Source organism: Chromobacterium sp. CCUG 76385 (genome assembly GCF_059916625.1).
In genome coordinates this window covers 296,338-320,170 of the sequence record NZ_JAUCGU010000002.1, presented here as the reverse complement: position 1 = coordinate 320,170, position 23,833 = coordinate 296,338, and the positions used below count along the sequence as shown (strand labels likewise).

The following is a 23,833-nucleotide window of genomic DNA, read 5'->3' as shown; positions in this document are numbered from 1 at the left end:
CACAGTCGGCTGAAGGCATGGATGGCGCGCTTTCATGGGGTTGCGACCAAATATCTGGTCAATTACCTGGGATGGCGGCGAATGTTGGAGCGCTATCATCAGCAGATACAACCTGTGCATTGTTTGCAGGAAGCGGTGGGGAGAGGCTACCAACTTACAATTGGGACATAGCCTTTTCCGGCGGCATGCAGCAGCGGCTGCAGATCGCCCGCAACCTGGTCACGCAGCCGCGGCTGGTATTCATGGACGAGCCGACCGGCGGCCTGGACGTGTCGGTGCAGGCGCGCTTCCTGGACCTGACCCGGCGCCTGGTGCGCGACGCCGGCATCGCCGTCATCATGGTGACGCACGATCTGGGCGTGGCGCGGCTGCTGGCGCAGCGCACCCTGGTGATGCAGAAGGGCCGCGTGGTGGAGGCCGGCCTCACCGACCAGATCCTCGACGACCCGCAACACCCGTACAGCCAGCTTCTGGTGTCTTCCATCCTGCAGGCCTGAAATCATGAATCTATTGATAGACGCGCAAAATCTGAGCAAGACCTTCACCCTGCACCAGCAGGGCGGGCTGCGACTGCCGGTTCTGAGCGACGTTTCGCTGCAGGCGGCCGCCGGCGAGTGCGTAGCGCTTGCCGGCCCGTCCGGCGCCGGCAAGAGCACGCTGTTGAAGGCGCTGTACGCCAACTATCTGGTAGAACGCGGCCGCATCGGCGTGCTCCACCAGGGCGCTTGGGTGGACATGGCCCAGGCGCTGCCGCACGAGATCGCCGCCGTGCGCCGCCATACCTTGGGCTACGTCAGCCAGTTCCTGCGGGTGATCCCGCGGGTGTCGGCGCTGGACATCGTCGCCGAGCCGCTGCGCGAATGGGGCGCGGCCGACGCCGAGGCGCGGCAGGCCGCCGGCGAATGGCTGGCGCGGCTGAATATCGCCGAGCGGCTGTGGCGCCTGCCGCCGGCCACCTTCTCCGGCGGCGAGCAGCAGCGGGTCAACATCGCGCGCGGCATGATCGCGCCGCGGCCCATCCTGCTGCTGGACGAGCCGACTGCATCCCTCGACGCCGCCAACCGCGAGGTGGTGATCCAATTGATGCGCGAAGCGCTAGCCCGCGGCGCGGCGCTGATCGGCATCTTCCACGACGCGCCCACCCGCGACGCCATCGCCACCCACGTCTTCCAGGTCCCCCTGGCGCAACAAACGGAAATCGCAGCATGAAACAGATTTTGAACCACGCCCGCATCGTGCTGGCCGACCGCGTCATCGACAACGGCGCGCTGGAAATTGAAGACGGCAGGATCGCCGCCATCCACGAACAACCGCAGCCTGCTGGCGAAAACCTGGCCGGCGCCCTGCTGCTGCCGGGACTGGTGGAGATCCACACCGACAATCTGGAAAAACACCTGATGCCGCGCAACGGCGTGGTGTGGCCGATTCTGCCGGCGGTGATCACCCACGACGCCCAATGCGTGGCCGCCGGCATCACCACGGTGCTGGACGCGCTGGCGGTGGGCGATCTAGAAGGCGAAAGCGTGCGGCTGGACACGCTGCACAGCGCCTTCGCCGCCATCAACCAGGGCATGGACGAAGGCGCGCTGCGCGCGGAGCATTTTTTCCACCTGCGCTGCGAATTGGCCTTTCCGCAACTGCTGGACGAGTTGACGCCGCTGATCGCCCACCCGGCGGTAAAGCTGGTATCGGTGATGGACCATACGCCGGGCCAGCGCCAGTACCGCGACCTGGAGCAATACAAAAAATACTATGGCAAGAAAAAGGTAGGCTGGAACGAGGAGACCTTCCTCGCGGCCGTGGCGGAACGCAAGGCCAAGCAGGCCGAGTTCGCCGGCCGCCACAAGCAGGCGGTGGTGGAAATGGCCCGGGCGCGCGGCATCGCGCTGGCCAGCCACGACGACACCGACGCCGCCCACATAGACGAAGCGCTGCGCGACGGCGTGGCGATCTCGGAATTCCCCACCACGCTGGAAGCCGCCGCAGCAGCGAAACGACACGGCCTCGCCACCGTGATGGGCGCGCCGAATGTGGTGCGCGGCGGCTCCCACTCCGGCAATGTGGCTGCACTGGAGCTGGCCCGCCATGGCTTGCTGGACATCCTGTCGTCCGACTACGTGCCGGCCAGCCTGCTGCACGGCGCCTGGCTGCTGCACGCGCAGGCGGGCTGGAGCCTGCCGCGCGCCGTCGCCGCCGTCAGCCTGAATCCGGCACGCGCGGTAGGCTTGGCAGACCGCGGCGACATTGCCGTCGGCCAGCGCGCCGATCTGGCGGCCATGATCGTTCATGGCGACGTGCCGCTGGTACAGCAAGTCTGGAACAGCGGCAGGAGGGTATTCTGATGCGCGACGCCATCGCTGTTTTGCAGCAATTGTACCGCGAACACGGCGCCTGCCATTACGGCGAGGCAGTCTCGCAGTTCGACCACGCCATCCAGGCCGCCACGCTGGCGCGCGACTGGGGCCACGACGACGAGATGGCGCTGGCCGCCTTCCTGCACGACGTCGGCCACCTGCTGGAACACGACGGCGCGGAGACGATGAGCGACTACGGCGTGCTGGCCCACGACAAGCTGGCGCGCGACTACCTGCTGCAGCTGGGTTTCTCGCCCCGGCTGGCGCGGCTGGTGGGCATGCACGTCGAGGCCAAACGCTACCTGTGCGCGGTCGACCCGGCGTATCTGGCCGCGCTGTCGCCGGCCAGCGCCGCCACGCTGGGCTACCAGGGCGGGCCGATGCGCGCGGACGAGACGGAAGCGTTCGCCCGGTTGCCGGACTTGGACGATATTCTGGCGATCCGCCGGCTGGACGAAGCCGCCAAGGACGGCGGCTGGAACCTGGACGCGGCGGACTGGGTGTGGCGGCTGATGGCCGAGCATCTGGCCAGCAGTCGAGTCTGACTTGGAACCGGCCGTGACCGCCGGCTCCTTTGGCTACGGCAACCGTGTCTGGATTCGGTCAGGTGGATCGCGATCCGCTAAGGCTGCTGGGCTGCGCGCTTGAACAGCGCCATGCCTTCCGACCTCGGCGCGGTCGGCTTGAAGCCGAACTGGGCGTACAGATGTTTGGCGTCGCCGTCGGCTATCAGGCTGATGTAAGCGCTGGCCGGCGCCTCGCGCTCTATGTAGCCCGAAATGGCCGCCATGATGCGCTTGCCCAGTCCCAGGCCCTGATGCGCCGGCAGCACGGCGATGTCCACCACTTGGTAGAAACAGCCGCCGTCGCCTATCACCCGGCCCATACCGACGGTTTCGCCGCCGCAGCATACCTGCACGGCGAACAGCGTGCCAGCCAGACCGCGGCGTGCGGCCTCTTCCGTCTTGGGGCTGAGGCCGGATTCGGCGCGCAAGCGGCGGTAGGTTTCCACATCGGGCACGGCTTCGATCAGCTGGTACAGCGGGTTGGCTTCGACATCCGACATAGGCCGCATGGTTTGTTCATTCTCGTCCTGCGTCGGCATTTACTTCGCCACCGCGTCGCCCGCCACGCAGGTGAAGCTGCTATAGCTCACCGACTTGACCTTGCCCTGGCCGCAGGTTTTCACGGCCTGATCAGTCATGCGCTGCAATTGCGCCGCGTCGCGGTAACCGTCAGTATTACCGATCACGCAGGCCGACAAGCCCAGCGCGCACACCATTGCCCATGCCAGATGTTTCATCGCACCTCCCTCCTAAACAATATGAAATAATGCAAACATCCTAACAGGCAATATCATATCCATCCAGCGCTCTTTCCGCCCGCTCACGCCGCAAGCGTTCCGACAGCAAGGGGCCGGAACAGTAGTCCGCCCCCATCTTCAGCGCCAGCTCCAGCATGTTGTCGCAGACGATGTCCTCCACCGCCAGCGCAAAACCCTGCTCCGCCAACTGAGGCATCAGCGCCAGCAACTGGTCGCGCACTTTGGGATACATGATGGCGCGGCCCATGAAGCTGGGCGCCAGCGCCAGCATGTCCGGCTCCAGCCGCCATAGCCGCAGCAGATCCTGGCTGCCGGCGCCGAAGTCGCCCAGGCCAAGCCGATGGCCATGCTGGCGGTAGCGCCGCACCAGGCCCAAGCCCAGCTCAGCGGTGCGCTGGTCCAGAAACAGCAACATAGGCGCCTGGCTGGCCGGGAACTCCTGCGTGTCCAACAGCCGGGCGGTGAAGTCGACGATGCGGTCGCTGTACGCATGGCAAATGCGCGGATCGACGTCTATGCGCAGCGGCAGGTGGCGGCCATTGCGGCCCAGATGGTTCAGCACGTGCAGCACGCGAATCAGCTTGAGCAAAGCGACGGCCTTGGCCTCGCCGTAATTCATCGCGAACAACCAGTTGGCCGGCAACGTCTGCCCGAACTGGCCGAAAATGCGCAGCCGCGCCGCGTATTGCAGCAGCTGGCAGCGGCCTTCTCGCAAGCGGGTTTGCGGAATGAAGCCGCTGCACAGCCACCAGCCGTCGAAGCTGGCGAATACCTCCTGCTCGTTCCACTGCAAACGCGCCTGAACCCCTTCCTGCTGCAGCAACTGCTGACAGGCCGCCAGCATGGGAGGAGTGAAACCGGCCGGCAGCGACTTGGCGGGCTTGAATCGTTTCATGACCGTAACCAGGGAGTGGGTTTGGCGCCACTATAGCCCCGGATGTGACAACGTAATATACGATTTGACGATATGCCTATCGGTTTTTACGAAATGGCCGCTTTTGCATTTTTTTGCATATCGACTGCATATTTTCTTGCTTCCCGCCTCGAGCCAGCCCCGCCTACAGTGCATAGCATCCTTTCGAAAACACCATGGGAACCATCATGCGCCCGCTGCAACGCCTCGCCCTCGCCCTGCTGTTCGCCGGCAGCGCCTCGGCCTTTGCCGACGTGACCCTGCTCAATGTCTCCTACGACCCGACGCGCGAGCTATACCAGGATTTCAACGCCTCCTTCGCCAAATACTGGAAAGCCAAGACCGGCGAAACCGTCACCATCAAACAATCGCATGGCGGCTCCGGCAAGCAGGCGCGCTCGGTGATAGACGGCCTGGACGCCGACGTGGTGACGCTGGCGCTGGCCTACGACATTGATGAAATCTCCAGCCAGGCCAAGTCCATCGCGCCCAACTGGCAGCAGCGCCTGCCCCACAATGCCTCGCCCTACTCGTCCACCATCGTGTTCCTGGTGCGCAAAGGCAATCCCAAGCACATCAAGGACTGGAACGATCTGGTCAAATCCGGCGTGGAGGTGGTGACTCCGAATCCGAAGACCGGCGGCGGCGCACGCTGGAACTATCTGGCGGCCTGGGGTTACGCGCTGCAACAACCCGGCGGCAACGAGGCCAAGGCGCGCGACTTCGTGAAAAAACTGTACGGCAATGTGAAGGTGCTGGACTCCGGCGCCCGCGGCTCGCTGATCACCTTTACCCAGCGCGGCATCGGCGACGTGCTGCTGTCGTGGGAAAACGAGGCCTATCTGGCCACCAAGGAGCTGGGGCCGGACAAGTTCGACATCGTCACGCCGTCGGTTTCCATCCTGGCGGAGCCGCCGGTCAGCGTGGTGGACAAGGTGGTGGACAAGCGCGGCACCCGCAAAGTGGCCGAGGCCTATCTGCAATATCTGTACACCCCCGAGGGGCAGAACCTGGCCGCCAAGCATTACTACCGTCCACGCGATCCGCAAGTGGCGGCCAAGTACGCCGGCCAGTTCAGCAAGGTCAAGCTGTTCACCATCGATCAGGTATTCGGCGGCTGGCAGAAGGCGCAGAAAACGCACTTTGCCGACGGCGGCGTGTTCGATCAGATTGTGGCGCGCTGAAACTCCCCGCTATTCAAAACCGCCCGGACGCAACGCCGGGCGGTTTGTTTTTAGTGATATCGTTTAGACGAATGGTCGGTGACGCGACAGCTCCCCCTTCCACACGCGCCGGCAAAAAAGTGCCTGGCCAGGTTTTAAGCCGCCGACTTGTTCGACGCCGCGCGACGCTAGCGCGCGGCTAGTTTCGGCGGCGCCAGGCCAGGCGTTTTTTTGCAGGGGTTTCGCGGGCGGCAGGGGCGGCCTGGAATTGCCAAGGGGCTGGCCGCTCAGCCCCTGGCCCGTTTGCCGGGCGGAACCGGCACCTAAAATATTGTCCGCATAGCGGACTCCTCAGTCTAGGTTCAAACAAACCACATTTCGCTGACCATTTCACCTCCGCCCGTTTTGCATAATATCGAATAAGCATTGAAGAAATACTTATTTTCAGAATAAGAGCCTCGCAGATATCGTTTATCTGGTTATATGAATTGGAATCCACCGATGTCCGCGACGCTCGCTCCTCCACCCCATCCTCCCCGCGTGTTGCCTGGCTTCAGCCTGTCGCTGGGCTTCGCCGTCAGCTATCTGTCGCTGCTGGTGCTGATCCCGCTCAGCGCCGTGGCCCTGCGCGCCGCCGGCCAGCCGCTGGAAAGCTTCTGGCAGGCCGCCGCCTCGCCGCGCGTGCTGGCCTCGTACCGGCTCAGCTTCGGCATGGCCTTGGCCGCCGCCGCCATCAACAGCGTGTTCGGCCTGTTGCTGGCTTGGTCGCTGGTGCGCTACCGCTTCCCCGGCAAGCGGCTGATCGACGCGCTGGTGGACCTGCCTTTCGCGCTGCCGACGGCTGTGGCCGGCATCGCCCTGACCGCGCTGTACGCCGGCAACGGCTGGCTGGGCCAGTATCTGGAGCCGCTGGGCATCAAGGTAGCCTTCGGCCCGCTCGGCGTGCTGGTGGCCTTGGTCTTCATCGGCCTGCCTTTCGTGGTGCGCACGGTGCAGCCGGTGCTGGAAGACCTGGAAACCGAGCGGGAAGAGGCCGCCGCCTGCCTGGGCGCGCGCCGCTGGCAGACTTTTCGCCACGTGATCCTGCCCACGCTGCAGCCGGCCCTGCTCACCGGCTTCGCGCTGGCCTTCGCCCGCGCAGTGGGCGAATACGGCTCGGTGATCTTCATCGCCGGCAATGTGCCCATGGTGTCGGAAATCACGCCGCTGATGATCATCAGCAAGCTGGAGCAGTTTGATTACGCCGGCGCCACCGCCATCGCCAGCGTGATGCTGGCGGCGTCCTTCCTGCTGCTATTGGCGATCAACGGCCTGCAATACTGGAGCGCGCGCCGCCACGGCCGCGCGGGAGGCCGCTGATGGCCGCCGCGCTGTCCCAACTGCATGCCGGCGCGGACAAGGCCGCGCTGCTGGCAACCCGCGCCGCCACCCGCGAATCGGGCGCGGTGAAATGGCTGATACTGACACTGTCGCTGAGTTTCTTCGCGGTATTCCTGCTGTTGCCGCTGCTCGTGGTGTTCGCGGAAGCCTTGGCCAAGGGCTGGCAGACCTACCTGTCCGCGCTGGCCGAGCCGGACGCGCTGTCCGCCGTGCGGCTGACCCTGCTGGCCGCCGTGATTTCCGTGCCGCTGAATCTGGTATTCGGCGTCGCCGCGGCCTGGGCGGTTACCCGCTTCGACTTCCGCGGCAAACAGCTGCTGATCACGCTGATCGATTTGCCGTTTTCGGTGTCGCCGGTCGTCGCCGGCCTGATCTTCGTGCTGGTATTCGGTCAGCAAGGCTGGCTGGGGCCCTGGCTGGCCGAGCATGGCTTCAAGATCATTTTCTCGGTGCCCGGCATCGTGCTGGCCACGCTGTTCGTCACCGTGCCCTTCGTCGCCCGCGAGTTGATCCCGCTGCTGGAAGCGCAGGGCCGCGAGGAAGAAGAGGCCGCCGTGGTGCTGGGCGCGCGCGGCTGGCAGGTGCTGTGGCACGTCACCCTGCCCAATGTGCGCTGGGCGCTGCTGTACGGCGTGATCCTCAGCAACGCGCGGGCGATGGGCGAGTTCGGCGCGGTGTCGGTGGTGTCCGGCCATATCCGCGGCGAAACCAATACCCTGCCCTTGCACGTGGAAATCCTCTACAACGAGTACAATTTCGCTGCGGCCTTCGCCGTGGCGTCCTTGCTGGCCCTGCTGGCACTGGTCACGCTGGCGCTGAAGAGCTGGGTGGAATGGCGCGGCGCCAAGGAAAACTGAGATGAGCATACAAGTAGAAAACATCCGCAAGGCTTTTGGCGACTTCGTCGCCCTGAACGATGTCAGCCTGAACTTCCCCAGCGGCGAGCTGGTGGCGCTGCTGGGTCCGTCCGGCTGCGGCAAGACCACGCTGTTGCGCATCATCGCCGGCCTGGAGCAGGCTGATCGCGGCCGCGTGCTGCTGGATGGCGAGGACGCCTCCGCCACCCATGTGCGCGAGCGCCAGGTCGGTTTCGTGTTCCAACACTACGCGCTGTTTCGCCATATGAGCGTGTTCGACAACGTGGCATTCGGCCTGCGCATGAAGCCGCGCCGCGAACGGCCGTCCGAAGCAGAGATCGCCCGCCGCGTGCATGAGCTGCTGGACCTGGTGCAGCTGAACTGGCTGGCCGACCGCTTCCCCGCCCAGTTGTCCGGCGGCCAACGCCAGCGCATCGCCCTGGCCCGCGCGCTGGCGGTGCAGCCGCGCGTGCTGTTGCTGGACGAACCGTTCGGCGCGCTGGACGCCAAGGTGCGCAAGGAGCTGCGCCGCTGGCTGCGCAAGCTGCACGATGAATTGCACATCACCTCGCTGTTCGTCACCCACGATCAGGAAGAGGCGCTGGAAGTCGCGGACCGGGTGGTGTTGATGAATCACGGCCAGGTGGAGCAGATCGGCTCGCCGGCCGAGGTGTACAGCCAGCCGGCCAGCGCCTTCGTCTACGGCTTCCTTGGCAGCGCCAACCGCATTCGCGGCATCAGCGGCCCGGGCGCCATCGCGGTGGGCGGGCAGATACTGGACGCCGACCATCAACAACCGCACGGCCAGCCGGTGGAGGCCTTCATCCGCCCGCACGAACTGGCCATCGTCCCGGATCATGGGCCAGGCCTGCCCGCGCGCGTGCAGCGCGTGCTGACGCTGGGCGGCCTGGCCCGCGTAGAGCTGGAAGGACGCGACGAACTGGCCGGCCAGACCTTCGACGCCGAACTGCCGGCCGACGCCCCGCTGCTGCAAACGCTGGCCGCCGGCCAGCCGGTGCGGCTGCAGGCGCGCGCCGCCCGCGTGTTTGCCGCTGCGCAAGGAGCCGAGGCATGAACTTCCAGCAACTGCGCATCATCCGCGAAACGGTGCGTCAGGGCTTCAACCTGACCGAAGTGGCCAACGCGCTGTACACCTCGCAATCCGGCGTCAGCAAGCATATCAAGGACCTGGAGGACGAACTGGGCGTGGAGCTGTTCGTACGCAAGGGCAAGCGCTTCCTCGGCCTGACCGACCCCGGCAAGGAGCTGCTGACCATCGTCGAGCGCATGCTGCTGGACGCCGGCAACATCAAGCGGCTGGCGCAGCAATTCAGCCTGCGCGAAGAGGGCCAGCTGACCATCGCCACCACCCACACCCAGGCGCGCTACGCGCTGCCGCAGGTGGTCACCGCGTTCAAGCGCGCCTTCCCGCGCGTGCATCTGGTGCTGCATCAGGCCAGCCCGGCCGAGCTGGTCAAGCTGCTGCTGGAAGGCGAGGCTGACATCGGCATCGCCACCGAGGCCGTGCATGAGGTGCCGGAACTGGTGTCCTTCCCCTACTACAGCTGGCATCACTGCGTGATCGCCCCGCCCGATCATCCGCTGCATGACGCGCCGCTGACGCTGGAGGCGCTGGCCGAGCACCCCATCGTCACCTACCACAACGGCTTCACCGGCCGCGCCAGGATAGACAATGCCTTCGCCGAAGCCGGCCTGGCGCCGGACATCGTGATGTCGGCGCTGGACGCCGACGTGATCAAGACCTATGTCGAACTGGAGCTGGGCGTCGGCATCGTCGCCTCCATGGCGGTGGACCCGCGCCGCGATACCAGCGTCAAGGTGGTGGAAGGCGCGCCGCTGTTCGGCCAGCAGACCAGCCGCATCGCCATCCGCCGCGGCCATTATCTGCGCAGCTACGCCTACCGCTTCATCGAACTGTGCGCGCCGGCGCTGAACGAAGCCAGCGTGCGCCAGGCGCTGAGTCCGGCGACGCAGGATTAGGCCTCTGCACTTAAACAAACAGGCCCGGCAATGCCGGGCCTGTTTCATGACGCGATGGGCTGACTCAGCGTTTATCCATCATGATCTGCAGGATCTGGGTATCGGTCTGCGCCATGCCCTGCGTGGCCAGCTTGCCTAGATTGGCGATGGACACGTCCACGTCGTGGGCGACGATGCCTTCGTTGCCGGTGACGCGGGTGCCGTCCAGCGCCATCAGCACCGCCTTGTAGCCGGAACCGGCCGAGGTGGACACTTTCATCGCGCAGCTATTGGACGCGCCGTCGCAGATCATGCCGGCCAAATCGCCTATCATGCTGGAAATCGCCATGCTGACCGCCTGATAGCCGCCGTTCAGCAACTGCGCCATGCCGGCCGCCGCCCCCATGGACGCGGTGGTGACGGCGCATAGCGCGGACAGCTTGGGCAGGCGGGTGTGTATGTAGACGGCGATCAGATGCGACAAGGCCAGCGCGCGGATCAGGGTCTCGCGGTCGGCCTTGACGTGCTCGGCCACCACCACCACCGGCATGGTCGCGGCGATGCCCTGGTTGCCGGAGCCGGAATTGCTCATCGCCGGCAGCGTGGCGCCGCCCATGCGCGCGTCGGACGCGGCGGTGGTGCGAGTGAGGATGCGCGACAGCAAACCCTCGGACAGCAAACCGGCCTCAATCTGCCGCTGCAGCGTGGCGCCGATGTGCAGGCCGTACTTGCCGCTCATGCCCTCATCGGCCAAGGCGCTGTTCAGCACCGCGGCGTCGTGGATGAATTCGATCATTTCCAGCGGGGCGCGGGTGGCGAAGTCGTAGACGTCGCGCGCGGTGGCGTCGCCCAGATCGTAGCTTTCCACCGGCTTGGCGTCGGCCGCCTCGCGCTTGAGCAAGACCTCGCCGTTGCGCTCTATCCGGATCACATTGGTATGGGCGTCGGCGATGGCCACGCGCGCGCATTCTTCGCCGTGCCAGACGCAGGCTTCGGCGTACAGGATATTCGGCACCGCGGCTACGCCCAACTTGACCTTGCCCTCGGCCAGCATCTGCTTGCCGGCGGCCACCTGCTCCACAGTCAGGTTCTTCAGCACTTCCAGCTTGGCGTCCGGATCCCCGCCCAGCGCGCCGACGGCGGCGGCGATCGGCAGACCGACGGTGCCGGTGCCCGGCACGGTCACGCCCATGCCGTTCTTCATCAGGTTGGCCGACACCGAAGCGTCGATGCGCTGCGGCGTCTTGCCCAGTTCCCGCGCGGCCAGCGCGGCGGCCAGCGCCAGCGAGATCGGCTCGGTACAGCCCAAGGCCGGCACCACTTCCTGCTTCAAGGCCTTGACGAATTCCGGCCACAAGCTCATTTCGCGTTCAGACATGCTCATTCCCGATACCACTGCAATTGATATAAACAAATAACTTTTGTTTACTTTACCACCAAGCGGCGATCGCGTGTGCTTAAGAAATAGGCTATCCGAAGCAGCGCAGCATTCCGATCAAACAAAGGCCGGCGGCTACGCTCAGTGCCGGATCCGCCCTTGGGCGATGGGTTTGGCCAGCAAGCGCCGGTATAGCATCTCGGCCATCCCGGTCAAGGCGGCGCCATATCGCGCCCACGCAGGCGACAACGCCGCATACCAGGCGATGGACACCAGCAAGGCCCCCAGCATGTCCAAGGGGAAATGCACGCCAAGAAAGACTCTGGACCAGGCCACGGCCGCACCGGCAACCGCCAACAGCCAGCCCCAGCCGCGCGCCGGGCTGAACCACCAGCACAGCGCCATCATGGCAAAAATCGTGCCGTGGTTGCTGGGAAACGATGGCGTGGCATCATGCGCCAGAAAGGTATAGCCGATAGGCACGGCGAAGGGCCGCGGATGGGGCCAGGCCAGCCCGATCAGCCAGTTGCCCAGCAAGGCGACGCCGGTAAACAGCAGGGCTTTCAGTATGGTGTCGCGCAGCGCAGGGCGCCCCCATAGCCATAATGCGAACAGCAGCACTGGCAACAGGCGCATCACATCACGGGCGATGAAAGTAGCCAGCTGGATGGAAAACGGCGCGCTAGCCGGTGTAGCGTTGATCAACAGAAACAGCGATTGATTGAAGGATTCGAGAAATGCCATCGGTCACCGAACTGGCCGGAACGCGTCTCGGCCAGGAAAGTATTGAGATTGGAAGATTAGTCATGAATATGACTGTTTTGTTCCATTTCCATGAAACGGGGCGCCACCCGCGCCGGGATCGGACAGCAGGATGAAGCAAAGCAAAAAGCCCGCATCAAATGATGCGGGCTTTTAAATTCTGGCTCCCCGAGCAGGGCTCGAACCTGCGACCTGCGGATTAACAGTCCGTCGCTCTACCGACTGAGCTATCAGGGAACATTTAGAGAAAAGGATAATAACCTACATCCCATTCCTCGTCAACACATCAGAAATCTGGGCAGGGAAGACTTGCGCCCTCCCCGCCCAGCAGGATCAACCCTGGCGGGTTTCTACCTGCATCAACTGCACCGGCTGCTCAACGTCGGCTTGCGCTTGGCCTACCACGTCGCGGCGGCGCGGGCCTTGCGGCAGCAGCGGCTCTTCTACCGCTTGCGGCTGCAGTTGCGCCGGCTTGGTCGAAACCATGACCAGCCCGCCCAGATCCAGCGGCTTGGCCTCGACAACGGTCTCAACCGCCTGCGGAGCCTGCTCGATGGACGGCTGCGCCTCGGCAAGCGCCTCAACCTGAGCCGCCACGGCTACAACTTGCTCCACCACTACGACAGGAGCCGCCTCGACAACTGGCTCAACCAGCTCAGCCGCTTGCGTTTCAACTTGCGCTTCAACTTCAAGCGCCGGCGTCGCCACCACGGCTTCGGGCTCAGGTTCGGCCACCACCACCGGCGCCACAACCGGCTCGGCAACCGGCTGAATCTCCACCACCTCAGGCTCTGCCGCTTCGGCGACTTCAGCCACCGCCGGCGCCGCCTCGAGCGCGGCCACAGCCGCAGGGATTTCGCTCGCCACCGCTTCGGCGGGCTTGGTTTCCACTTCAACCAGCTGGGCTGCCGGCGCTTCGCTTGCCACTTCCACCGCAGCCACTGCCACGGCGGCTGCGGCGGCTACGCCGGCGGCTTCCGCCAACGGCGCTTCGGCGCCGGTTTCGGCTGCCACGCCTTCCACCTGGGCTTCCGGATTGTCGCGGCGACGATCGCGGCGGCTGCGGCGGCGGCGGCGCTCGCCGCGTTCCTGCTGCTCGGCCTGCTCGCCTTCAATGCCTTCGGCGCGCAATTCTTCTTGCGCCAGCGGCTTCTCAACCTCAACCTCAACCGGAGCGGCAACCGGCGCCTGACGGCGACGCGGCTCCTGCTGCGGCTTGTCCTGCTTTTCAGCCTTGTCGCTCACGCGCTCTTCACGCGGCTGCTGCTCGCGGACTTCCTTCGCTTCGCGCGGTTCGCGGCCCTCGCGCTCGCGGCGGCGATTGCCGCGCTCGCGCTGCTGCTCGTTGCGCTCTTCGCGTTCGCGAACAGGCTCCTTGCGTTCCGCATCCTTGCGATCCGGGCGCTCGGCATCCTTGCGTTCGTCTTGGCGGCGCGGCTTCACCTCATCCTGAACGGTCTGGCGACGCTGCTCGTGCTCGCGGCGAGCCTGGGCCCCGGTACGGCGCTCCTGCTGACGCGAACGGTTGCCGCGCTGCTCGTTGCGGGCGGCTGCGGGAGCCGGCTTTTTCTTCTCCGGCTCGGCTACCTTCTCCGGCTCGGCGAACAGGCCCTTGAACCAGGACACGATGCCGGAGAACAGGCCAGCCTGCTCCACCGGTTTGGCGGCCGGGGCCGGCGCAGCGGTCGGCGCCGGTTGCTGCGGCGTGATGCCCTTGACCGCGGCTTCCTGGCGCACCACCTTCGGCTTTTCCTGGCCGAAGTTGGTGATCACATCCTCTTCCTGCACTTCGACGCGGGTGTAGCTCGCGGCTTCGCCCACTTCGGCCAGGTCGTCGTGGCGCACGCGCACGATCTTGTAATGCGGCGTTTCCAGGTGGATGTTCGGGATCAGCACCACGTCCACATCGAGGCGTTCTTCGATGGAGTGGATCTCGGCGCGCTTCTCGTTCAGCAGGAAGGTGGCCACGTCGACCGGCACCTGCGCGTGCACCGCGCCGGTGTTTTCCTTCATCGCCTCTTCCTGGATGATGCGCAGGATGTGCAGCGCGGACGATTCGGTGCCGCGGATGAAGCCGATGCCATGGCAACGCGGACACGGCTCGTGGCTGGTCTCGCCCAGCGACGGCTGCAGGCGCTGACGGGACAGCTCCAGCAAGCCGAAGCGCGACAGCTTGCCCATCTGCACGCGGGCGCGGTCATGCTTCAGAACGTCGCGCAGGCGGTTTTCCACGTCGCGCTGGTTCTTCGGGTTTTCCATGTCGATGAAGTCGATCACCACCAGGCCGCCCAAGTCGCGCAGACGCAGCTGGCGGGCGATCTCTTCGGCCGCTTCCAGATTGGTGCGGACCGCGGTTTCCTCGATGTCGGCGCCCTTGGTGGCGCGAGCGGAGTTGACGTCGACCGACACCAGCGCTTCGGTGTGGTCGATCACGATGGCGCCGCCCGACGGCAGCTGCACGCTGCGCGAGAAGGCGGTTTCGATCTGGTGTTCGATCTGGAAGCGGGAGAACAGCGGCACATGATCCTTGTACAGCTTCACACGCGACAGCATGTTAGGCATGACATGGCTCATGAACTGGCGGGCCTGGTCGTGGATTTCGTCGGTGTCGATCAGCACTTCGCCGATGTCTGGATGGAAGTAGTCGCGGATCGCGCGGATCACCAGGCTGCCTTCCTGCAGGATCAGGAACGGCGCCGACTGCGCGCCGGCGGCGCCTTCGATGGCGCGCCACAGCTGCATCAGGTAACCCATGTCCCACTGCAGCTCTTCCAGATTGCGGCCGATGCCGGCGGTGCGGGCGATCAGGCTCATGCCGTGAGGCACTTCCAGTTGTGACAGCAGGTCTTTCAGCTCCTGGCGCTCCTCGCCCTCGATGCGGCGCGATACGCCGCCGCCGCGCGGGTTATTCGGCATCAGCACCAGATAACGGCCGGCCAGGCTGATATAGGTGGTCAGCGCCGCGCCTTTATTGCCGCGCTCGTCCTTCTCCACCTGCACCACCACTTCCATGCCTTCGCGCAGCACGTCCTGAATGCGCGGACGACCGCCTTCATAGCCTTGGAAATAGGAGCGGGACACTTCCTTGAACGGCAGGAAGCCGTGGCGTTCCGTGCCGTAATCGACAAAGCAGGCTTCCAGCGAAGGTTCGATGCGGGTGATCACACCCTTGTAGATATTCCCCTTGCGCTGCTCTTTGCCTACGGTCTCGATATCGAGGTCGACGAGCTTTTGCCCATCGACAATGGCGACGCGCAGCTCTTCAGCTTGCGTCGCGTTGAACAACATACGTTTCATTTACATTCCTTGCGCAGCACTCACGCAAGGACGCAGCCAGTATTTGACGGCCCAGTGACTATAAATGGGCGCTTTCCGAAAGAAGTGTCGAGGTAAAGATCGAGAAAAACAGGTTTGCTTTGACAGCCTACTTCCTGAATTGAGTCACATGCAGCCCCGCTATTCTGTGCGCAACCGGCGCATCGGCGTTGTCGCCGATCCCGCCTACCAGGCGGGACAAACACAGCAGGACGGCTGGCATGCCGGGTCAAACTTCGCTGCGAAATCTCTCGACTGGCTTGGCATCGAAAGATGGAATACTCGTGAGTGCGTTATGCGTATAAATGCATTACCATCGCTACTTTTCGGTGAGCGAGTTAACCTTGGCTGCGGCTGTGACAAACGGCATCAGGTCAGGAGTTGGCCCCTGCCGGCCATTTCGGATCTCCGCAGCAGCATCACGCAAAACAACCCGTGATCGTGGTTTTCCGGCCGCCGTCCGCTCTAGGGTGCCACGCACCACGGACAGCGCCACAAGTATAAGCAATATGACAGACATTCGCAAAGATTCCGTAACCTTCCTTGAAGTCACCGCAGAAGATGCCGGCCAACGGCTGGACAACTACCTGCAGCGCCTGCTCAAGGGGGTGCCGAAGAGCCATATCTACCGCATTCTGCGCTCCGGCGAAGTGCGCGTGAACAAAGGCCGCGTCGACGCCAGCTACCGGGTGGCGGACGGGGATACGCTGCGCATTCCGCCGATCCGCATCGCCGAGCGCCCGGAAAAAGTCGTGCCGGCCGCCACCTTCCCGGTCATCTACGAGGACGACGCGCTGCTGGTGATCAACAAGCCGGCCGGCGTGGCCGTGCACGGCGGCAGCGGCGTGTCCTTCGGCGTGATCGAGCAATTGCGGCGCGCCCACCCGGAATGGCGCTATCTTGAGCTGGTGCACCGGCTGGACCGCGAAACCTCCGGCCTGCTGATGCTGGCCAAAAAACGCTCCGCGCTGACCAAACTGCACGACATGATGCGCGACAATGTGCCGGACAAGCGCTATCTGGCGCTGGCCACCGGCCACTGGCCGGAAAACATCAAACAGGTGAAGCTGCCGCTGTTCAAGTTCCACACGCCGGACGGCGAGCGCCGGGTCAAGGTAGCGGAAGGCGACGACGGCCAATACGCCCACACCAACTTCGCCATCCAGCAGCGCTACACGGAATTCACGCTGGTGGAAGCCCACCTGCGCACCGGCCGCACCCACCAGATCCGCGTGCACATGCAGGCCAATGGCTGCGCCATCGCCGGCGACGAGAAATACGGCGACTTCGCGCTGAACAAGGAACTGGCCAAACGCGGCCTGAAGCGCATGTTCCTGCATGCCCGAAGCCTGCGCCTGCCGCACCCGCTGACCGGCGCGCCCCTCCAGTTGGAAGCGCCGTTGCCGCCGGAGCTGGAAAAATTCCTGAAAACCCTGGAGCGGCGCTGATGCGTGAGTATGATCTGGTAGTGTTCGACTGGGATGGCACACTGATGGATTCGACTGGCCATATCGTCCATGCCATCCAGCAAGCCTGCCGCGACCTCGCCCTCCCCGTTCCGGAACGCGAGGCCGCCAGCCACGTCATCGGCCTGCGGCTGGCCGATGCGATGCGGCAGTTCTGCCCCGAGCGGCAAACTGATAGCTTGCCGGATTTGATCGACGCCTTCCGCCGCCACTACCAGGCCAATCTGGACCAAGTCACCCTGTTCGACGCCGCCCGCGAAACGCTGGAAGCCATCCGCGCTCACGGCGTCTTCGTCGCAATCGCCACCGGCAGCAGCCGGGCCGGCCTGAACCGCGCGCTCGCGGCAGCCGGCATAGCGGAGCTGTTTGACGCCACCCGCACCGTGGACGAATGCCACTCCAAGCCGCATCCGGACATGCTGCTGCAGCTGACGGATTTCTTCGGCGTGGAACGCGGCCGCACCGTCATGATAGGCGACACCAGCCATGACCTGCTGATGGCGAACCATGCCGGTTGCCACAGCGTGGGCATCGGCCACGGCGCGCACGCCAGCGAGCATCTGCAGCGTTGCCAGCCGCGCGCCATCGTCCACTCGCTGCCCGAGCTGGCATCATGGCTGCTGCCCAGGCTGTGCTGATCTGCGCTTCGGCGCAACTTGAAGACGGCGGCCTGGCCCACCGTTTTGAAATCGCGCAAGCCGACGGCAGCCGCCTGCCCGCCTTCGCCATCCGCTACCGCGGCCAGGTGCATGGCTATCTGAACCGTTGCTGCCATGTCCCGGTTGAGCTGGACCTGCAAGACGGCAAGCTGTTCGACCTAAGCGGCCACCACCTGATCTGCAGCATGCACGGCGCGCGCTACCACCCCGCCACCGGCTATTGCAGCTGGGGGCCGTGCCGGGGCCAATCGCTGACCGCCCTCGACGTGATTGAAGAAAACGGCCAAGTCTGGCTCAATGTCATGCCCGGATGATTTTTGCTAGACTGCCGGGATTATCTCCGGAGCGAAATCTATCATGAGCGACACCCATAACTGGGAACGACAACTACTGGAAAAACTGGCCTCCGCCGCCCTGGTGGAGCAACGCCGCAGCCGGCAATGGAAAATCTTCTTCCGGTTGATCTGGCTGGCCATCATCGGCTTCATCGCCGTCAGCCTGTTCATGCGCAGCGAGGAAAAGGCCGGCGCCAGCCTGACCGGCAGCGGCCATAGCGCCGTGATCCAGCTGGACGGCGCCATCAGCAGCGAAAACGACACTGGCAAGAAAATGACCGAAGCGCTGGATGAAGCCTTCCGCGACCGCAACACCAAAGGCATCATCATCGACGCCAACAGCCCCGGCGGCAGCCCGGTGCTGTCCGGCATGGTCTACGATGAAATCCGGCGGCTGAAGAAGCTGCACGCCAATATTCCGGTCTATGTGGTGGTCAGCGAAGTATGCGCATCCGGCTGCTATTACATCGCCTCCGCCGCCGACAAGATTTATGTCGACAAGGCCAGCATCGTCGGCTCCATCGGCGTGCTGTCCGACGGCTTCGGCTTTACCGGCGCGCTGGAAAAACTCGGCGTGGAACGGCGGTTGAAGACCTCGGGCGAAAACAAGGCGATGGGCGATCCGTTCTCGCCGACCAACCCCAAGCACGAGGCCATTCGCCAGCAGCTGCTGGATGACATCCACACCCAGTTCATCCAGGCCGTGCAAGCCGGCCGCGGCAGCCGCCTGAAAAATGACCCACAGCTGTTCAGCGGCATGGTGTGGCTGGGCGAAAAAGCCATCCCACTGGGCCTGGCCGACGGCTACGGCACCGTGGCCTCGGTTGCCCGCAACGTGATCAAGGCGGAAAAGACCGTGGACTACACTCAACAGGACGACTTCTCCAGCCGCGTGGCGCGCCGCATCGGCGTGGAATTCGCCGGCGGCGTGAAGTCGCTGTTCGACACCAAACTGTTCTGATCAAGCGGAGGCGGCCATGGCATCCCGACGCAAGCGGCATGAAGAAGAGCACGAAAACCACGAGCGGTGGCTGGTCTCCTACGCAGACTTCATCACCCTGCTGTTTGCCTTCTTTGTGGTGATGTACGCCATCTCGTCCCTGAACGAAGGCAAATACCGCGTCATGTCGTCGGCCATCATGGACGCCTTCCGCAGCGGAACGATGGTCACGGTGCAAACCTCGCCCCCCACCGGCGGCGCCAATACCCTGATAGAAATTCCGCAGACCAAACCTATCGGCAAGGCCATCAAGTCCGGCCATCCGGCCCAGGAAACCGCCAAACTCAGCCAGCTGACGCAGAATCTGGCCAAAGTGCTGAACCCGCTGGTGCAGAGCGGCGAAGTCACCATCACCCAGAACGACCAGGGCATCACGATAGAGGTGCGCGACAGCGCCCTGTTCGCAGTCGGCCAGGCCGTACCCAGCACGCAGTCGATGCCGCTGATGTCCAGCATGGCCAAGCTGCTGGCCGGCGTGGACAACTCCATCAAGGTGGAAGGCTTTACCGACAACGTCCCGATCAGCACAGCCAACTTCCCGTCCAACTGGGAATTGTCCGCGGCGCGCGCCGGCGGCATCGTCCGGCTGTTCGAGGAAAACGGCGTGCTGCCGCAGCGGCTGGTCGCGGTTGGCCATGGCGCCAACCTGCCCGCCGCCGACAACGCCACAGCCGAGGGCCGCGCCCGCAATCGCCGCGTGACAATATCCGTGCAGGCGAACAACACTGCCGGAGCGGCTGAGGCATCCCCCACCCCCAACGAGGTCAAACCATGAGCACTCCCCTTTCGCACGCCACGCTGGAACAACTGTTCCTGAACGCCCGCACCCATAGCCACTGGCAACCGCGGCCGGTGAACGACGAGCTGCTGCATCAGCTGTACGACCTGCTGAAGCAGGCGCCGACCAGCGCCAACTGCTCGCCGGCGCGCCTGGTGTTCGTCAAGAGCGCCGAGGCCAAGGCCAAGCTGAAGCCGTGCCTGGCAGAAGGCAATGTGGAAAAGACCATGGCCGCGCCAGTTTGCGTGATCGTCGCCCACGACACGCGCTTCTATGAAGAATTGTCCAAGCTATTCCCGCACGCCGACGCCAGGAGCTGGTTCGAAGGCAATGAGGCACTGATCAACACCACCGCCTTCCGCAACGGCACGCTGCAAGGCGCGTACCTGATCCTGGCCGCCCGCTCTCTGGGCCTCGATTGCGGCCCGATGTCCGGCTTCGACAATGCCGCCGTGGACGCCGCCTTCTTCCCGGACGGCCGCTTCAAGTCCAACTTCCTGATCAACCTGGGCTACGGCGCGGCAGACAAGCTGTTCCCGCGCTCGCCGCGCTTCAGCTTCGAAGAAGCCTGCCGCATCCTGTAATTCCCGCTGGCCCCGCCGCCATGCCCGGTTATAATGCCGGGCATTTGTCTGCCCGGAGAATGCCATGCTGTACCCGCTGCTGCGCCCGCTGCTGTTCAAGTTCGATGCGGAAACCGCCCATGAACACACGCTGAAGATGCTGGACCGCGCGCACCGGCTGCATCTGACCCCGCTGGCCGCGGCGCCGGCCATCCGCCAGCCGGTGGAGGCCATGGGCATCACTTTCCCCAATGCGGTGGGCCTGGCCGCCGGGCTGGACAAGAATGGCGACCATATCGACGCGCTGGCGGCGCTGGGCTTCGGTTTCATCGAAATCGGCACCGTCACCCCGCGTCCGCAGGACGGCAACCCCAAACCCAGGCTGTTCCGCCTGCCGGAGCACGAGGCCATCATCAATCGCATGGGTTTCAACAACCACGGCGTGGCGGCGCTGCTGGAAAACGTGCGCCGCTGCCGATTCAAGGGCGTGCTAGGCATCAATATCGGCAAAAACGCGATCACGCCGATCGAAAACGCCGTAGACGACTATCTGGCCTGCCTGGACCAGGTCTACGCCGCAGCCAGCTACGTCACGGTCAACATCTCCTCGCCCAATACCAAGAATCTGCGACAACTGCAGCAAGGCGACGAACTCGGCAAGCTGCTGGCCGCCCTGAAACAACGCCAACAGGCGCTGGCCGACCAGCACGGCCGCTACGTGCCGCTGGCAGTGAAAATCGCCCCGGATCTGGACGAAGAGCAGATCACGGAAATCGCCCGCCTGCTCACTGACAAGGGCATAGACGGCGTCATCGCCACCAATACCACGCTGTCTCGCGCCGAAGTAGCCGGCCACCCGCACGAACACGAGGCCGGCGGCCTGTCCGGCGCCCCGGTGCGCAGCCGCTCCACCGCGGTGATCCGCAAGCTGGCGCGGGAACTTGACGGCGCATTGCCTATCATAGGTGTTGGCGGCATCCTGTCCGGCAACGACGCCGTCGAAAAACTGGACGCCGGCGCCACGCTGGTGCAACTCTACAGCGGCCTGATCTACCGCGGACCAGAATTGGTGGGAGAATGCAGCAAAGCCGTGGCACAATACCTAAAAGCTCGCAATTGAACCAAAGAATGGAGCAGGACATGATCTCTACCTTTTCTCGCGCAACCCTGATTGCCCTGCTCGGCGCAGGCATCCTTAGCGGCTGCGCCACTTCGGACTCCGCCGCCGTCTACTCCAAGAGCCAGATGCGCCAAGCGCAAACCGTGCAATTCGGCACCGTGGTTTCGGTGCAGAACGTGAAGATGGAAGGCGACAACAACGAACTGCTGACTCTGGGCGGCGCCGCGCTGGGCGGCCTGGCGGGCAGCAATATCGGCGGCGGCAAGGGCCAGGCGGCCGGCGCCATCGTCGGCGCGCTGGCTGGCGGCTTCGGCACTCAAGCCGCGCAACGCGCGATGACCAAGAACGCGCTGGAAATCACCGTGAAGCTGGATACCGGCCGTACCGTATCCATCGTGCAGGAAGCCGACATCCCGTTTGTCGCCAATCAGCGCGTGAAAGTGCTGAGCGGCGGCGGCAACGACCGCGTCGTGCCGTACTGATCAGGCAAACAAGGCAGCCAAGCAAACAGGCCCTTCCGGGCCTGTTTCATTTTCCGCTCGCCAGCGCGTCGCGCGCGTGCTCCGGCAGCCACTGCCAACGCCCGCCGCGCAATATCTGCAGCGGACGGTAGGCCGACTTGTACGACATCTTGCGGCAGTCGGCGATCCAGTAACCCAGATAGACATAATCCAGCCCCATCTGCCTGGCCTGCTCCACCTGCCACAGCACGTTGTAAACTCCCAGGCTGGATTGGCTGTCTTCCGGATCGTAGAAGGTGTAAACGGCGGACAAACCGTCGATCAATTTATCCACCAGGCTGACCATCTTCAGCACCCCATCCTGCCGAAACTCCACCAGATGGCTATCCACCCCGCTTTTCAGGATGAACTCGCTGTATTGCTGGGCGTCATCCTCCGACATGCCGCCGCCGGCGTGCCGGGTTTGCTGATACAGGCGGTACAAGGCGTAGTGCTCGGCATCGAAGCGCAGCGGCAGCCAATGCGCGCTGAGCGGCGAGGCTCGCTTCCAAACCCGGCGCTGCGTCCTGTTGGGTTGAAACTCGCTCACCGGCAGCCTCACCGGGATGCATGCCTGGCAGGAATCGCAATAAGGGCGATAGGTATACAGGCCGCTGCGGCGGAAGCCCAGCCGCACCAATTGACTGTAGACCCCGCTGTCTATCGCCTCGGCCGGAATCGCCACCTGCGAACGCGCCTGCCGCTCCGGCAGATAGCTGCAGGGATAAGGCGCGGTGGCATAGAAATGGATGGCCGCAACTTGGCCGGCTTCACGATGGCTCATGGCGATAATGGTATTCCCACATCCGGTCAGGCTGGGATTGCCCGACCCGCTCCTTCAGCGTAGCAAGAAAAACATCGCGCGGCACCAGCCGGGCGCCCAGACTCGCCAGATGCGCGGTATGCATCTGGCAGTCGATCATGCCCACCCCCTGCCCGGCCAGATGGCGGACCATGTGGACGAAGGCCAGCTTGGAGGCGTCCGCGCGGCGGGAAAACATCGACTCGCCATAGAACATCCGCCCGATGGCCACGCCATACAAGCCTCCGACCAGCTCGCCGTCTATCCAGGTCTCGAAACTGTGGGCATAGCCCAGCTGATGCAGCCGGCAATAGGCCGCCACCATTTCGGGCACGATCCAGGTGCCGTCCTGGCCAGCGCGCGGCTCGGCGCAGGCCCGCATCACCTCGTCAAAGGCGCTGTCGACGCGTATCTCATAATCGAGATTGCGCAGAGTCTTAGCCAGCGAACGGCTGACTTTCAGCTCCTCCGGATACAGCACCATGCGCGGCGCGGGCGACCACCACAAAATGGGTTCGCCTTCGGAAAACCATGGGAAAATGCCCTCGCAATAGGCGCTAAGGATGCGCCTCGGGGACAGATCGCCGCCGGCGGCCAGCAGACCGTTGGGATGCCCCAGCGCCTGCGTCACCGGCGGGAAGACAGGCTCGGGTCCGAGCCAGGGAATCATCCGCGCTGACCGCCCTTGTCCAGGCAGTCGGGGCACTCGCCATACATGTACAGCGCGTGGTCGACGATGCGGTAGCCATGCTGCTCGGCGATGCGGTTCTGCAGCGCCTCGATCTCGGGATCGAAGAACTCGACCACCTTGCCGCAGCTGACGCACACCATATGATCATGGTGGCCGCCCTGGTTCAATTCGTACACGGCCTTGCCGGTTTCGAAATGATGGCGCACCAGAATGCCCGCCTGCTCGAACTGCGTCAGCACGCGGTAGATGGTGGCGAGACCGATGTCGATGTTTTCCGCTAACAGCTTGCGGTAGACATCTTCGGCTGACATATGCCCGGAGTCGGCCTGTTCGAACAGATCCAGGATTTTCAGGCGCGGTCCGGTGGCTTTCAGGCCGATATCTTTGAGGTGACTGGCTTTGCTCATCGTGATATAAAGTGTGTCGGTTTTCGAATCATGATAAAGCCTTTTGACGGCTTTGCCTAATTACAGCCTCATAAACATTCGAGTCA

Annotated in this window: 26 protein-coding genes, 1 tRNA gene and 1 pseudogene; 18 read left to right on the top strand and 10 right to left on the bottom strand. The window is 64.2% G+C overall.

Going from position 1 to position 23,833, the window contains the following annotated elements:
• The 5 genes and pseudogenes from QUG01_RS03390 to QUG01_RS03370 form a co-directional block, all read left to right on the top strand.
• Window positions 1-171: pseudogene (locus QUG01_RS03390) on the top strand (IS1595 family transposase); the annotation flags it as partial.
• 14 nt (window positions 172-185) lie between these two features.
• Window positions 186-497: a hypothetical protein gene (locus QUG01_RS03385; RefSeq protein WP_500828886.1), complete on the top strand. Its 312-nt coding sequence runs from the start codon at window positions 186-188 to the stop codon at window positions 495-497.
• A 4-nt stretch (window positions 498-501) separates the two neighbouring features.
• A complete protein-coding gene (gene phnL, locus QUG01_RS03380; protein ID WP_500828885.1) occupies window positions 502-1,209 on the top strand; it encodes a phosphonate C-P lyase system protein PhnL in 708 nt (235 codons plus the stop codon).
• Window positions 1,206-2,342, top strand: coding sequence for an alpha-D-ribose 1-methylphosphonate 5-triphosphate diphosphatase (locus tag QUG01_RS03375; RefSeq protein ID WP_500828884.1), 1,137 nt, complete (start codon window positions 1,206-1,208; stop codon window positions 2,340-2,342). The genes phnL and QUG01_RS03375 overlap by 4 nt, the downstream gene beginning before the upstream one ends.
• Complete coding sequence (locus QUG01_RS03370; RefSeq protein WP_500828883.1) at window positions 2,342-2,899, top strand: phosphonate degradation HD-domain oxygenase; 558 nt, start codon at window positions 2,342-2,344, stop codon at window positions 2,897-2,899. Before QUG01_RS03375 ends, QUG01_RS03370 begins: the two co-directional genes overlap by 1 nt.
• Window positions 2,900-2,976: 77 nt before the next feature.
• Here the strand turns inward: QUG01_RS03370 and QUG01_RS03365 are convergent, their stop codons facing one another.
• From QUG01_RS03365 to QUG01_RS03355, 3 genes are read right to left on the bottom strand one after another with little or no spacing between them, the layout of a single operon-like run.
• Window positions 2,977-3,459, bottom strand: coding sequence for a GNAT family N-acetyltransferase (locus QUG01_RS03365; RefSeq protein ID WP_500828882.1), 483 nt, complete (start codon window positions 3,457-3,459; stop codon window positions 2,977-2,979).
• Entirely contained in the window at window positions 3,460-3,657 is a 198-nt protein-coding gene (locus QUG01_RS03360; protein ID WP_500828881.1) for a hypothetical protein, read from the bottom strand.
• A 40-nt stretch (window positions 3,658-3,697) separates the two neighbouring features.
• Window positions 3,698-4,573 carry an EAL domain-containing protein gene (locus tag QUG01_RS03355; protein ID WP_500828880.1) on the bottom strand — a complete coding sequence of 292 codons (876 nt, stop codon included), beginning with the start codon at window positions 4,571-4,573 and terminating at the stop codon, window positions 3,698-3,700.
• Between the two features lie 206 nt (window positions 4,574-4,779).
• On the opposite strand from QUG01_RS03355, the gene QUG01_RS03350 reads away from it, so the two are divergent.
• The 5 genes from QUG01_RS03350 (at window position 4,780) to QUG01_RS03330 (ending at window position 9,992) form a co-directional block, all read left to right on the top strand.
• Window positions 4,780-5,775, top strand: a complete 996-nt coding sequence (locus QUG01_RS03350) for a sulfate ABC transporter substrate-binding protein (protein ID WP_345909944.1) — start codon at window positions 4,780-4,782, stop codon at window positions 5,773-5,775.
• A 480-nt stretch (window positions 5,776-6,255) separates the two neighbouring features.
• Window positions 6,256-7,113: a sulfate ABC transporter permease subunit CysT gene (gene cysT / locus QUG01_RS03345; protein WP_500828879.1), complete on the top strand. Its 858-nt coding sequence runs from the start codon at window positions 6,256-6,258 to the stop codon at window positions 7,111-7,113.
• Window positions 7,113-7,991: a sulfate ABC transporter permease subunit CysW gene (gene cysW, locus QUG01_RS03340; protein WP_500828878.1), complete on the top strand. Its 879-nt coding sequence runs from the start codon at window positions 7,113-7,115 to the stop codon at window positions 7,989-7,991. The genes cysT and cysW overlap by 1 nt, the downstream gene beginning before the upstream one ends.
• Before the next feature lies 1 nt (window position 7,992).
• Window positions 7,993-9,066: a sulfate/molybdate ABC transporter ATP-binding protein gene (locus tag QUG01_RS03335; RefSeq protein ID WP_500828877.1), complete on the top strand. Its 1,074-nt coding sequence runs from the start codon at window positions 7,993-7,995 to the stop codon at window positions 9,064-9,066.
• Complete coding sequence (locus tag QUG01_RS03330) at window positions 9,063-9,992, top strand: CysB family HTH-type transcriptional regulator (protein WP_500828876.1); 930 nt, start codon at window positions 9,063-9,065, stop codon at window positions 9,990-9,992. The genes QUG01_RS03335 and QUG01_RS03330 overlap by 4 nt, the downstream gene beginning before the upstream one ends.
• A gap of 64 nt (window positions 9,993-10,056) precedes the next feature.
• Here QUG01_RS03330 and QUG01_RS03325 read toward each other — a convergent pair whose 3' ends face one another.
• The 4 genes from QUG01_RS03325 to QUG01_RS03310 form a co-directional block, all read right to left on the bottom strand.
• The gene (locus QUG01_RS03325; RefSeq protein WP_500828875.1) at window positions 10,057-11,349 is read right to left on the bottom strand and encodes an L-cysteine desulfidase family protein; all 1,293 of its coding nucleotides are present in this window, start codon (window positions 11,347-11,349) and stop codon (window positions 10,057-10,059) included.
• A 141-nt stretch (window positions 11,350-11,490) separates the two neighbouring features.
• Entirely contained in the window at window positions 11,491-12,093 is a 603-nt protein-coding gene (locus QUG01_RS03320; protein WP_500828874.1) for a phosphatase PAP2 family protein, read from the bottom strand.
• Window positions 12,094-12,272: 179 nt separating this feature from the next.
• Window positions 12,273-12,348 (bottom strand) — tRNA-Asn (locus tag QUG01_RS03315).
• Between the two features lie 96 nt (window positions 12,349-12,444).
• Window positions 12,445-15,408: an Rne/Rng family ribonuclease gene (locus tag QUG01_RS03310; RefSeq protein WP_500828873.1), complete on the bottom strand. Its 2,964-nt coding sequence runs from the start codon at window positions 15,406-15,408 to the stop codon at window positions 12,445-12,447.
• 527 nt (window positions 15,409-15,935) lie between these two features.
• On the opposite strand from QUG01_RS03310, the gene QUG01_RS03305 reads away from it, so the two are divergent.
• The 8 genes from QUG01_RS03305 to QUG01_RS03270 all read left to right on the top strand — a co-directional run bounded on the left by QUG01_RS03305 (window position 15,936) and on the right by QUG01_RS03270 (window position 21,829).
• Window positions 15,936-16,874, top strand: coding sequence for an RluA family pseudouridine synthase (locus tag QUG01_RS03305; protein WP_500828872.1), 939 nt, complete (start codon window positions 15,936-15,938; stop codon window positions 16,872-16,874).
• Complete coding sequence (locus QUG01_RS03300; RefSeq protein ID WP_500828871.1) at window positions 16,874-17,530, top strand: HAD family hydrolase; 657 nt, start codon at window positions 16,874-16,876, stop codon at window positions 17,528-17,530. The genes QUG01_RS03305 and QUG01_RS03300 overlap by 1 nt, the downstream gene beginning before the upstream one ends.
• Window positions 17,506-17,865 carry a Rieske (2Fe-2S) protein gene (locus QUG01_RS03295; protein WP_500828870.1) on the top strand — a complete coding sequence of 120 codons (360 nt, stop codon included), beginning with the start codon at window positions 17,506-17,508 and terminating at the stop codon, window positions 17,863-17,865. Before QUG01_RS03300 ends, QUG01_RS03295 begins: the two co-directional genes overlap by 25 nt.
• 43 nt (window positions 17,866-17,908) lie before the next feature.
• Window positions 17,909-18,847: a S49 family peptidase gene (locus tag QUG01_RS03290; protein ID WP_500828869.1), complete on the top strand. Its 939-nt coding sequence runs from the start codon at window positions 17,909-17,911 to the stop codon at window positions 18,845-18,847.
• A 16-nt stretch (window positions 18,848-18,863) separates the two neighbouring features.
• The gene (gene motD, locus QUG01_RS03285; protein WP_500828868.1) at window positions 18,864-19,661 is read left to right on the top strand and encodes a flagellar motor protein MotD; all 798 of its coding nucleotides are present in this window, start codon (window positions 18,864-18,866) and stop codon (window positions 19,659-19,661) included.
• A complete protein-coding gene (locus QUG01_RS03280; RefSeq protein WP_500828867.1) occupies window positions 19,658-20,248 on the top strand; it encodes a malonic semialdehyde reductase in 591 nt (196 codons plus the stop codon). The genes motD and QUG01_RS03280 overlap by 4 nt, the downstream gene beginning before the upstream one ends.
• A 64-nt stretch (window positions 20,249-20,312) precedes the next feature.
• Window positions 20,313-21,347, top strand: a complete 1,035-nt coding sequence (locus QUG01_RS03275; protein ID WP_500828866.1) for a quinone-dependent dihydroorotate dehydrogenase — start codon at window positions 20,313-20,315, stop codon at window positions 21,345-21,347.
• Between the two features lie 20 nt (window positions 21,348-21,367).
• Entirely contained in the window at window positions 21,368-21,829 is a 462-nt protein-coding gene (locus QUG01_RS03270; protein WP_103319466.1) for an outer membrane lipoprotein, read from the top strand.
• Window positions 21,830-21,875: 46 nt separating this feature from the next.
• Here the strand turns inward: QUG01_RS03270 and QUG01_RS03265 are convergent, their stop codons facing one another.
• Genes QUG01_RS03265 through fur form a run of 3 tightly spaced genes read right to left on the bottom strand, consistent with a single transcriptional unit; the run spans window position 21,876 to window position 23,747 of the window.
• Window positions 21,876-22,631, bottom strand: a complete 756-nt coding sequence (locus QUG01_RS03265) for an arginyltransferase (RefSeq protein ID WP_500828865.1) — start codon at window positions 22,629-22,631, stop codon at window positions 21,876-21,878.
• Window positions 22,618-23,319 (bottom strand): leucyl/phenylalanyl-tRNA--protein transferase, encoded by a 702-nt coding sequence (gene aat / locus QUG01_RS03260; protein WP_500828864.1) that lies wholly within the window; start codon window positions 23,317-23,319, stop codon window positions 22,618-22,620. The genes QUG01_RS03265 and aat overlap by 14 nt, the downstream gene beginning before the upstream one ends.
• Window positions 23,316-23,747: a ferric iron uptake transcriptional regulator gene (fur, locus tag QUG01_RS03255; RefSeq protein WP_500828863.1), complete on the bottom strand. Its 432-nt coding sequence runs from the start codon at window positions 23,745-23,747 to the stop codon at window positions 23,316-23,318. The genes aat and fur overlap by 4 nt, the downstream gene beginning before the upstream one ends.
• Window positions 23,748-23,833: the final 86 nt, after the last annotated feature.

Coding starts and splice junctions, on each gene's coding strand:
- QUG01_RS03335 (WP_500828877.1), top strand. CDS start 7,993: ATGAGCATACAAGTAGAAAACATCCGCAAGGCTTTTGGCGACTTCGTC.
- cysW (WP_500828878.1), top strand. CDS start 7,113: ATGGCCGCCGCGCTGTCCCAACTGCATGCCGGCGCGGACAAGGCCGCG.
- QUG01_RS03365 (WP_500828882.1), bottom strand. CDS start 3,459: ATGCCGACGCAGGACGAGAATGAACAAACCATGCGGCCTATGTCGGAT.
- QUG01_RS03310 (WP_500828873.1), bottom strand. CDS start 15,408: ATGAAACGTATGTTGTTCAACGCGACGCAAGCTGAAGAGCTGCGCGTC.
- QUG01_RS03325 (WP_500828875.1), bottom strand. CDS start 11,349: ATGTCTGAACGCGAAATGAGCTTGTGGCCGGAATTCGTCAAGGCCTTG.
- QUG01_RS03280 (WP_500828867.1), top strand. CDS start 19,658: ATGAGCACTCCCCTTTCGCACGCCACGCTGGAACAACTGTTCCTGAAC.
- cysT (WP_500828879.1), top strand. CDS start 6,256: ATGTCCGCGACGCTCGCTCCTCCACCCCATCCTCCCCGCGTGTTGCCT.
- fur (WP_500828863.1), bottom strand. CDS start 23,747: ATGAGCAAAGCCAGTCACCTCAAAGATATCGGCCTGAAAGCCACCGGA.
- QUG01_RS03355 (WP_500828880.1), bottom strand. CDS start 4,573: ATGAAACGATTCAAGCCCGCCAAGTCGCTGCCGGCCGGTTTCACTCCT.
- QUG01_RS03275 (WP_500828866.1), top strand. CDS start 20,313: ATGCTGTACCCGCTGCTGCGCCCGCTGCTGTTCAAGTTCGATGCGGAA.
- aat (WP_500828864.1), bottom strand. CDS start 23,319: ATGATTCCCTGGCTCGGACCCGAGCCTGTCTTCCCGCCGGTGACGCAG.
- QUG01_RS03305 (WP_500828872.1), top strand. CDS start 15,936: ATGACAGACATTCGCAAAGATTCCGTAACCTTCCTTGAAGTCACCGCA.
- QUG01_RS03370 (WP_500828883.1), top strand. CDS start 2,342: ATGCGCGACGCCATCGCTGTTTTGCAGCAATTGTACCGCGAACACGGC.
- QUG01_RS03360 (WP_500828881.1), bottom strand. CDS start 3,657: ATGAAACATCTGGCATGGGCAATGGTGTGCGCGCTGGGCTTGTCGGCC.
- QUG01_RS03320 (WP_500828874.1), bottom strand. CDS start 12,093: ATGGCATTTCTCGAATCCTTCAATCAATCGCTGTTTCTGTTGATCAAC.
- motD (WP_500828868.1), top strand. CDS start 18,864: ATGGCATCCCGACGCAAGCGGCATGAAGAAGAGCACGAAAACCACGAG.
- QUG01_RS03270 (WP_103319466.1), top strand. CDS start 21,368: ATGATCTCTACCTTTTCTCGCGCAACCCTGATTGCCCTGCTCGGCGCA.
- QUG01_RS03265 (WP_500828865.1), bottom strand. CDS start 22,631: ATGAGCCATCGTGAAGCCGGCCAAGTTGCGGCCATCCATTTCTATGCC.
- phnL (WP_500828885.1), top strand. CDS start 502: ATGAATCTATTGATAGACGCGCAAAATCTGAGCAAGACCTTCACCCTG.
- QUG01_RS03385 (WP_500828886.1), top strand. CDS start 186: ATGCAGCAGCGGCTGCAGATCGCCCGCAACCTGGTCACGCAGCCGCGG.
- QUG01_RS03290 (WP_500828869.1), top strand. CDS start 17,909: ATGAGCGACACCCATAACTGGGAACGACAACTACTGGAAAAACTGGCC.
- QUG01_RS03300 (WP_500828871.1), top strand. CDS start 16,874: ATGCGTGAGTATGATCTGGTAGTGTTCGACTGGGATGGCACACTGATG.
- QUG01_RS03330 (WP_500828876.1), top strand. CDS start 9,063: ATGAACTTCCAGCAACTGCGCATCATCCGCGAAACGGTGCGTCAGGGC.
- QUG01_RS03375 (WP_500828884.1), top strand. CDS start 1,206: ATGAAACAGATTTTGAACCACGCCCGCATCGTGCTGGCCGACCGCGTC.
- QUG01_RS03350 (WP_345909944.1), top strand. CDS start 4,780: ATGCGCCCGCTGCAACGCCTCGCCCTCGCCCTGCTGTTCGCCGGCAGC.
- QUG01_RS03295 (WP_500828870.1), top strand. CDS start 17,506: ATGGCTGCTGCCCAGGCTGTGCTGATCTGCGCTTCGGCGCAACTTGAA.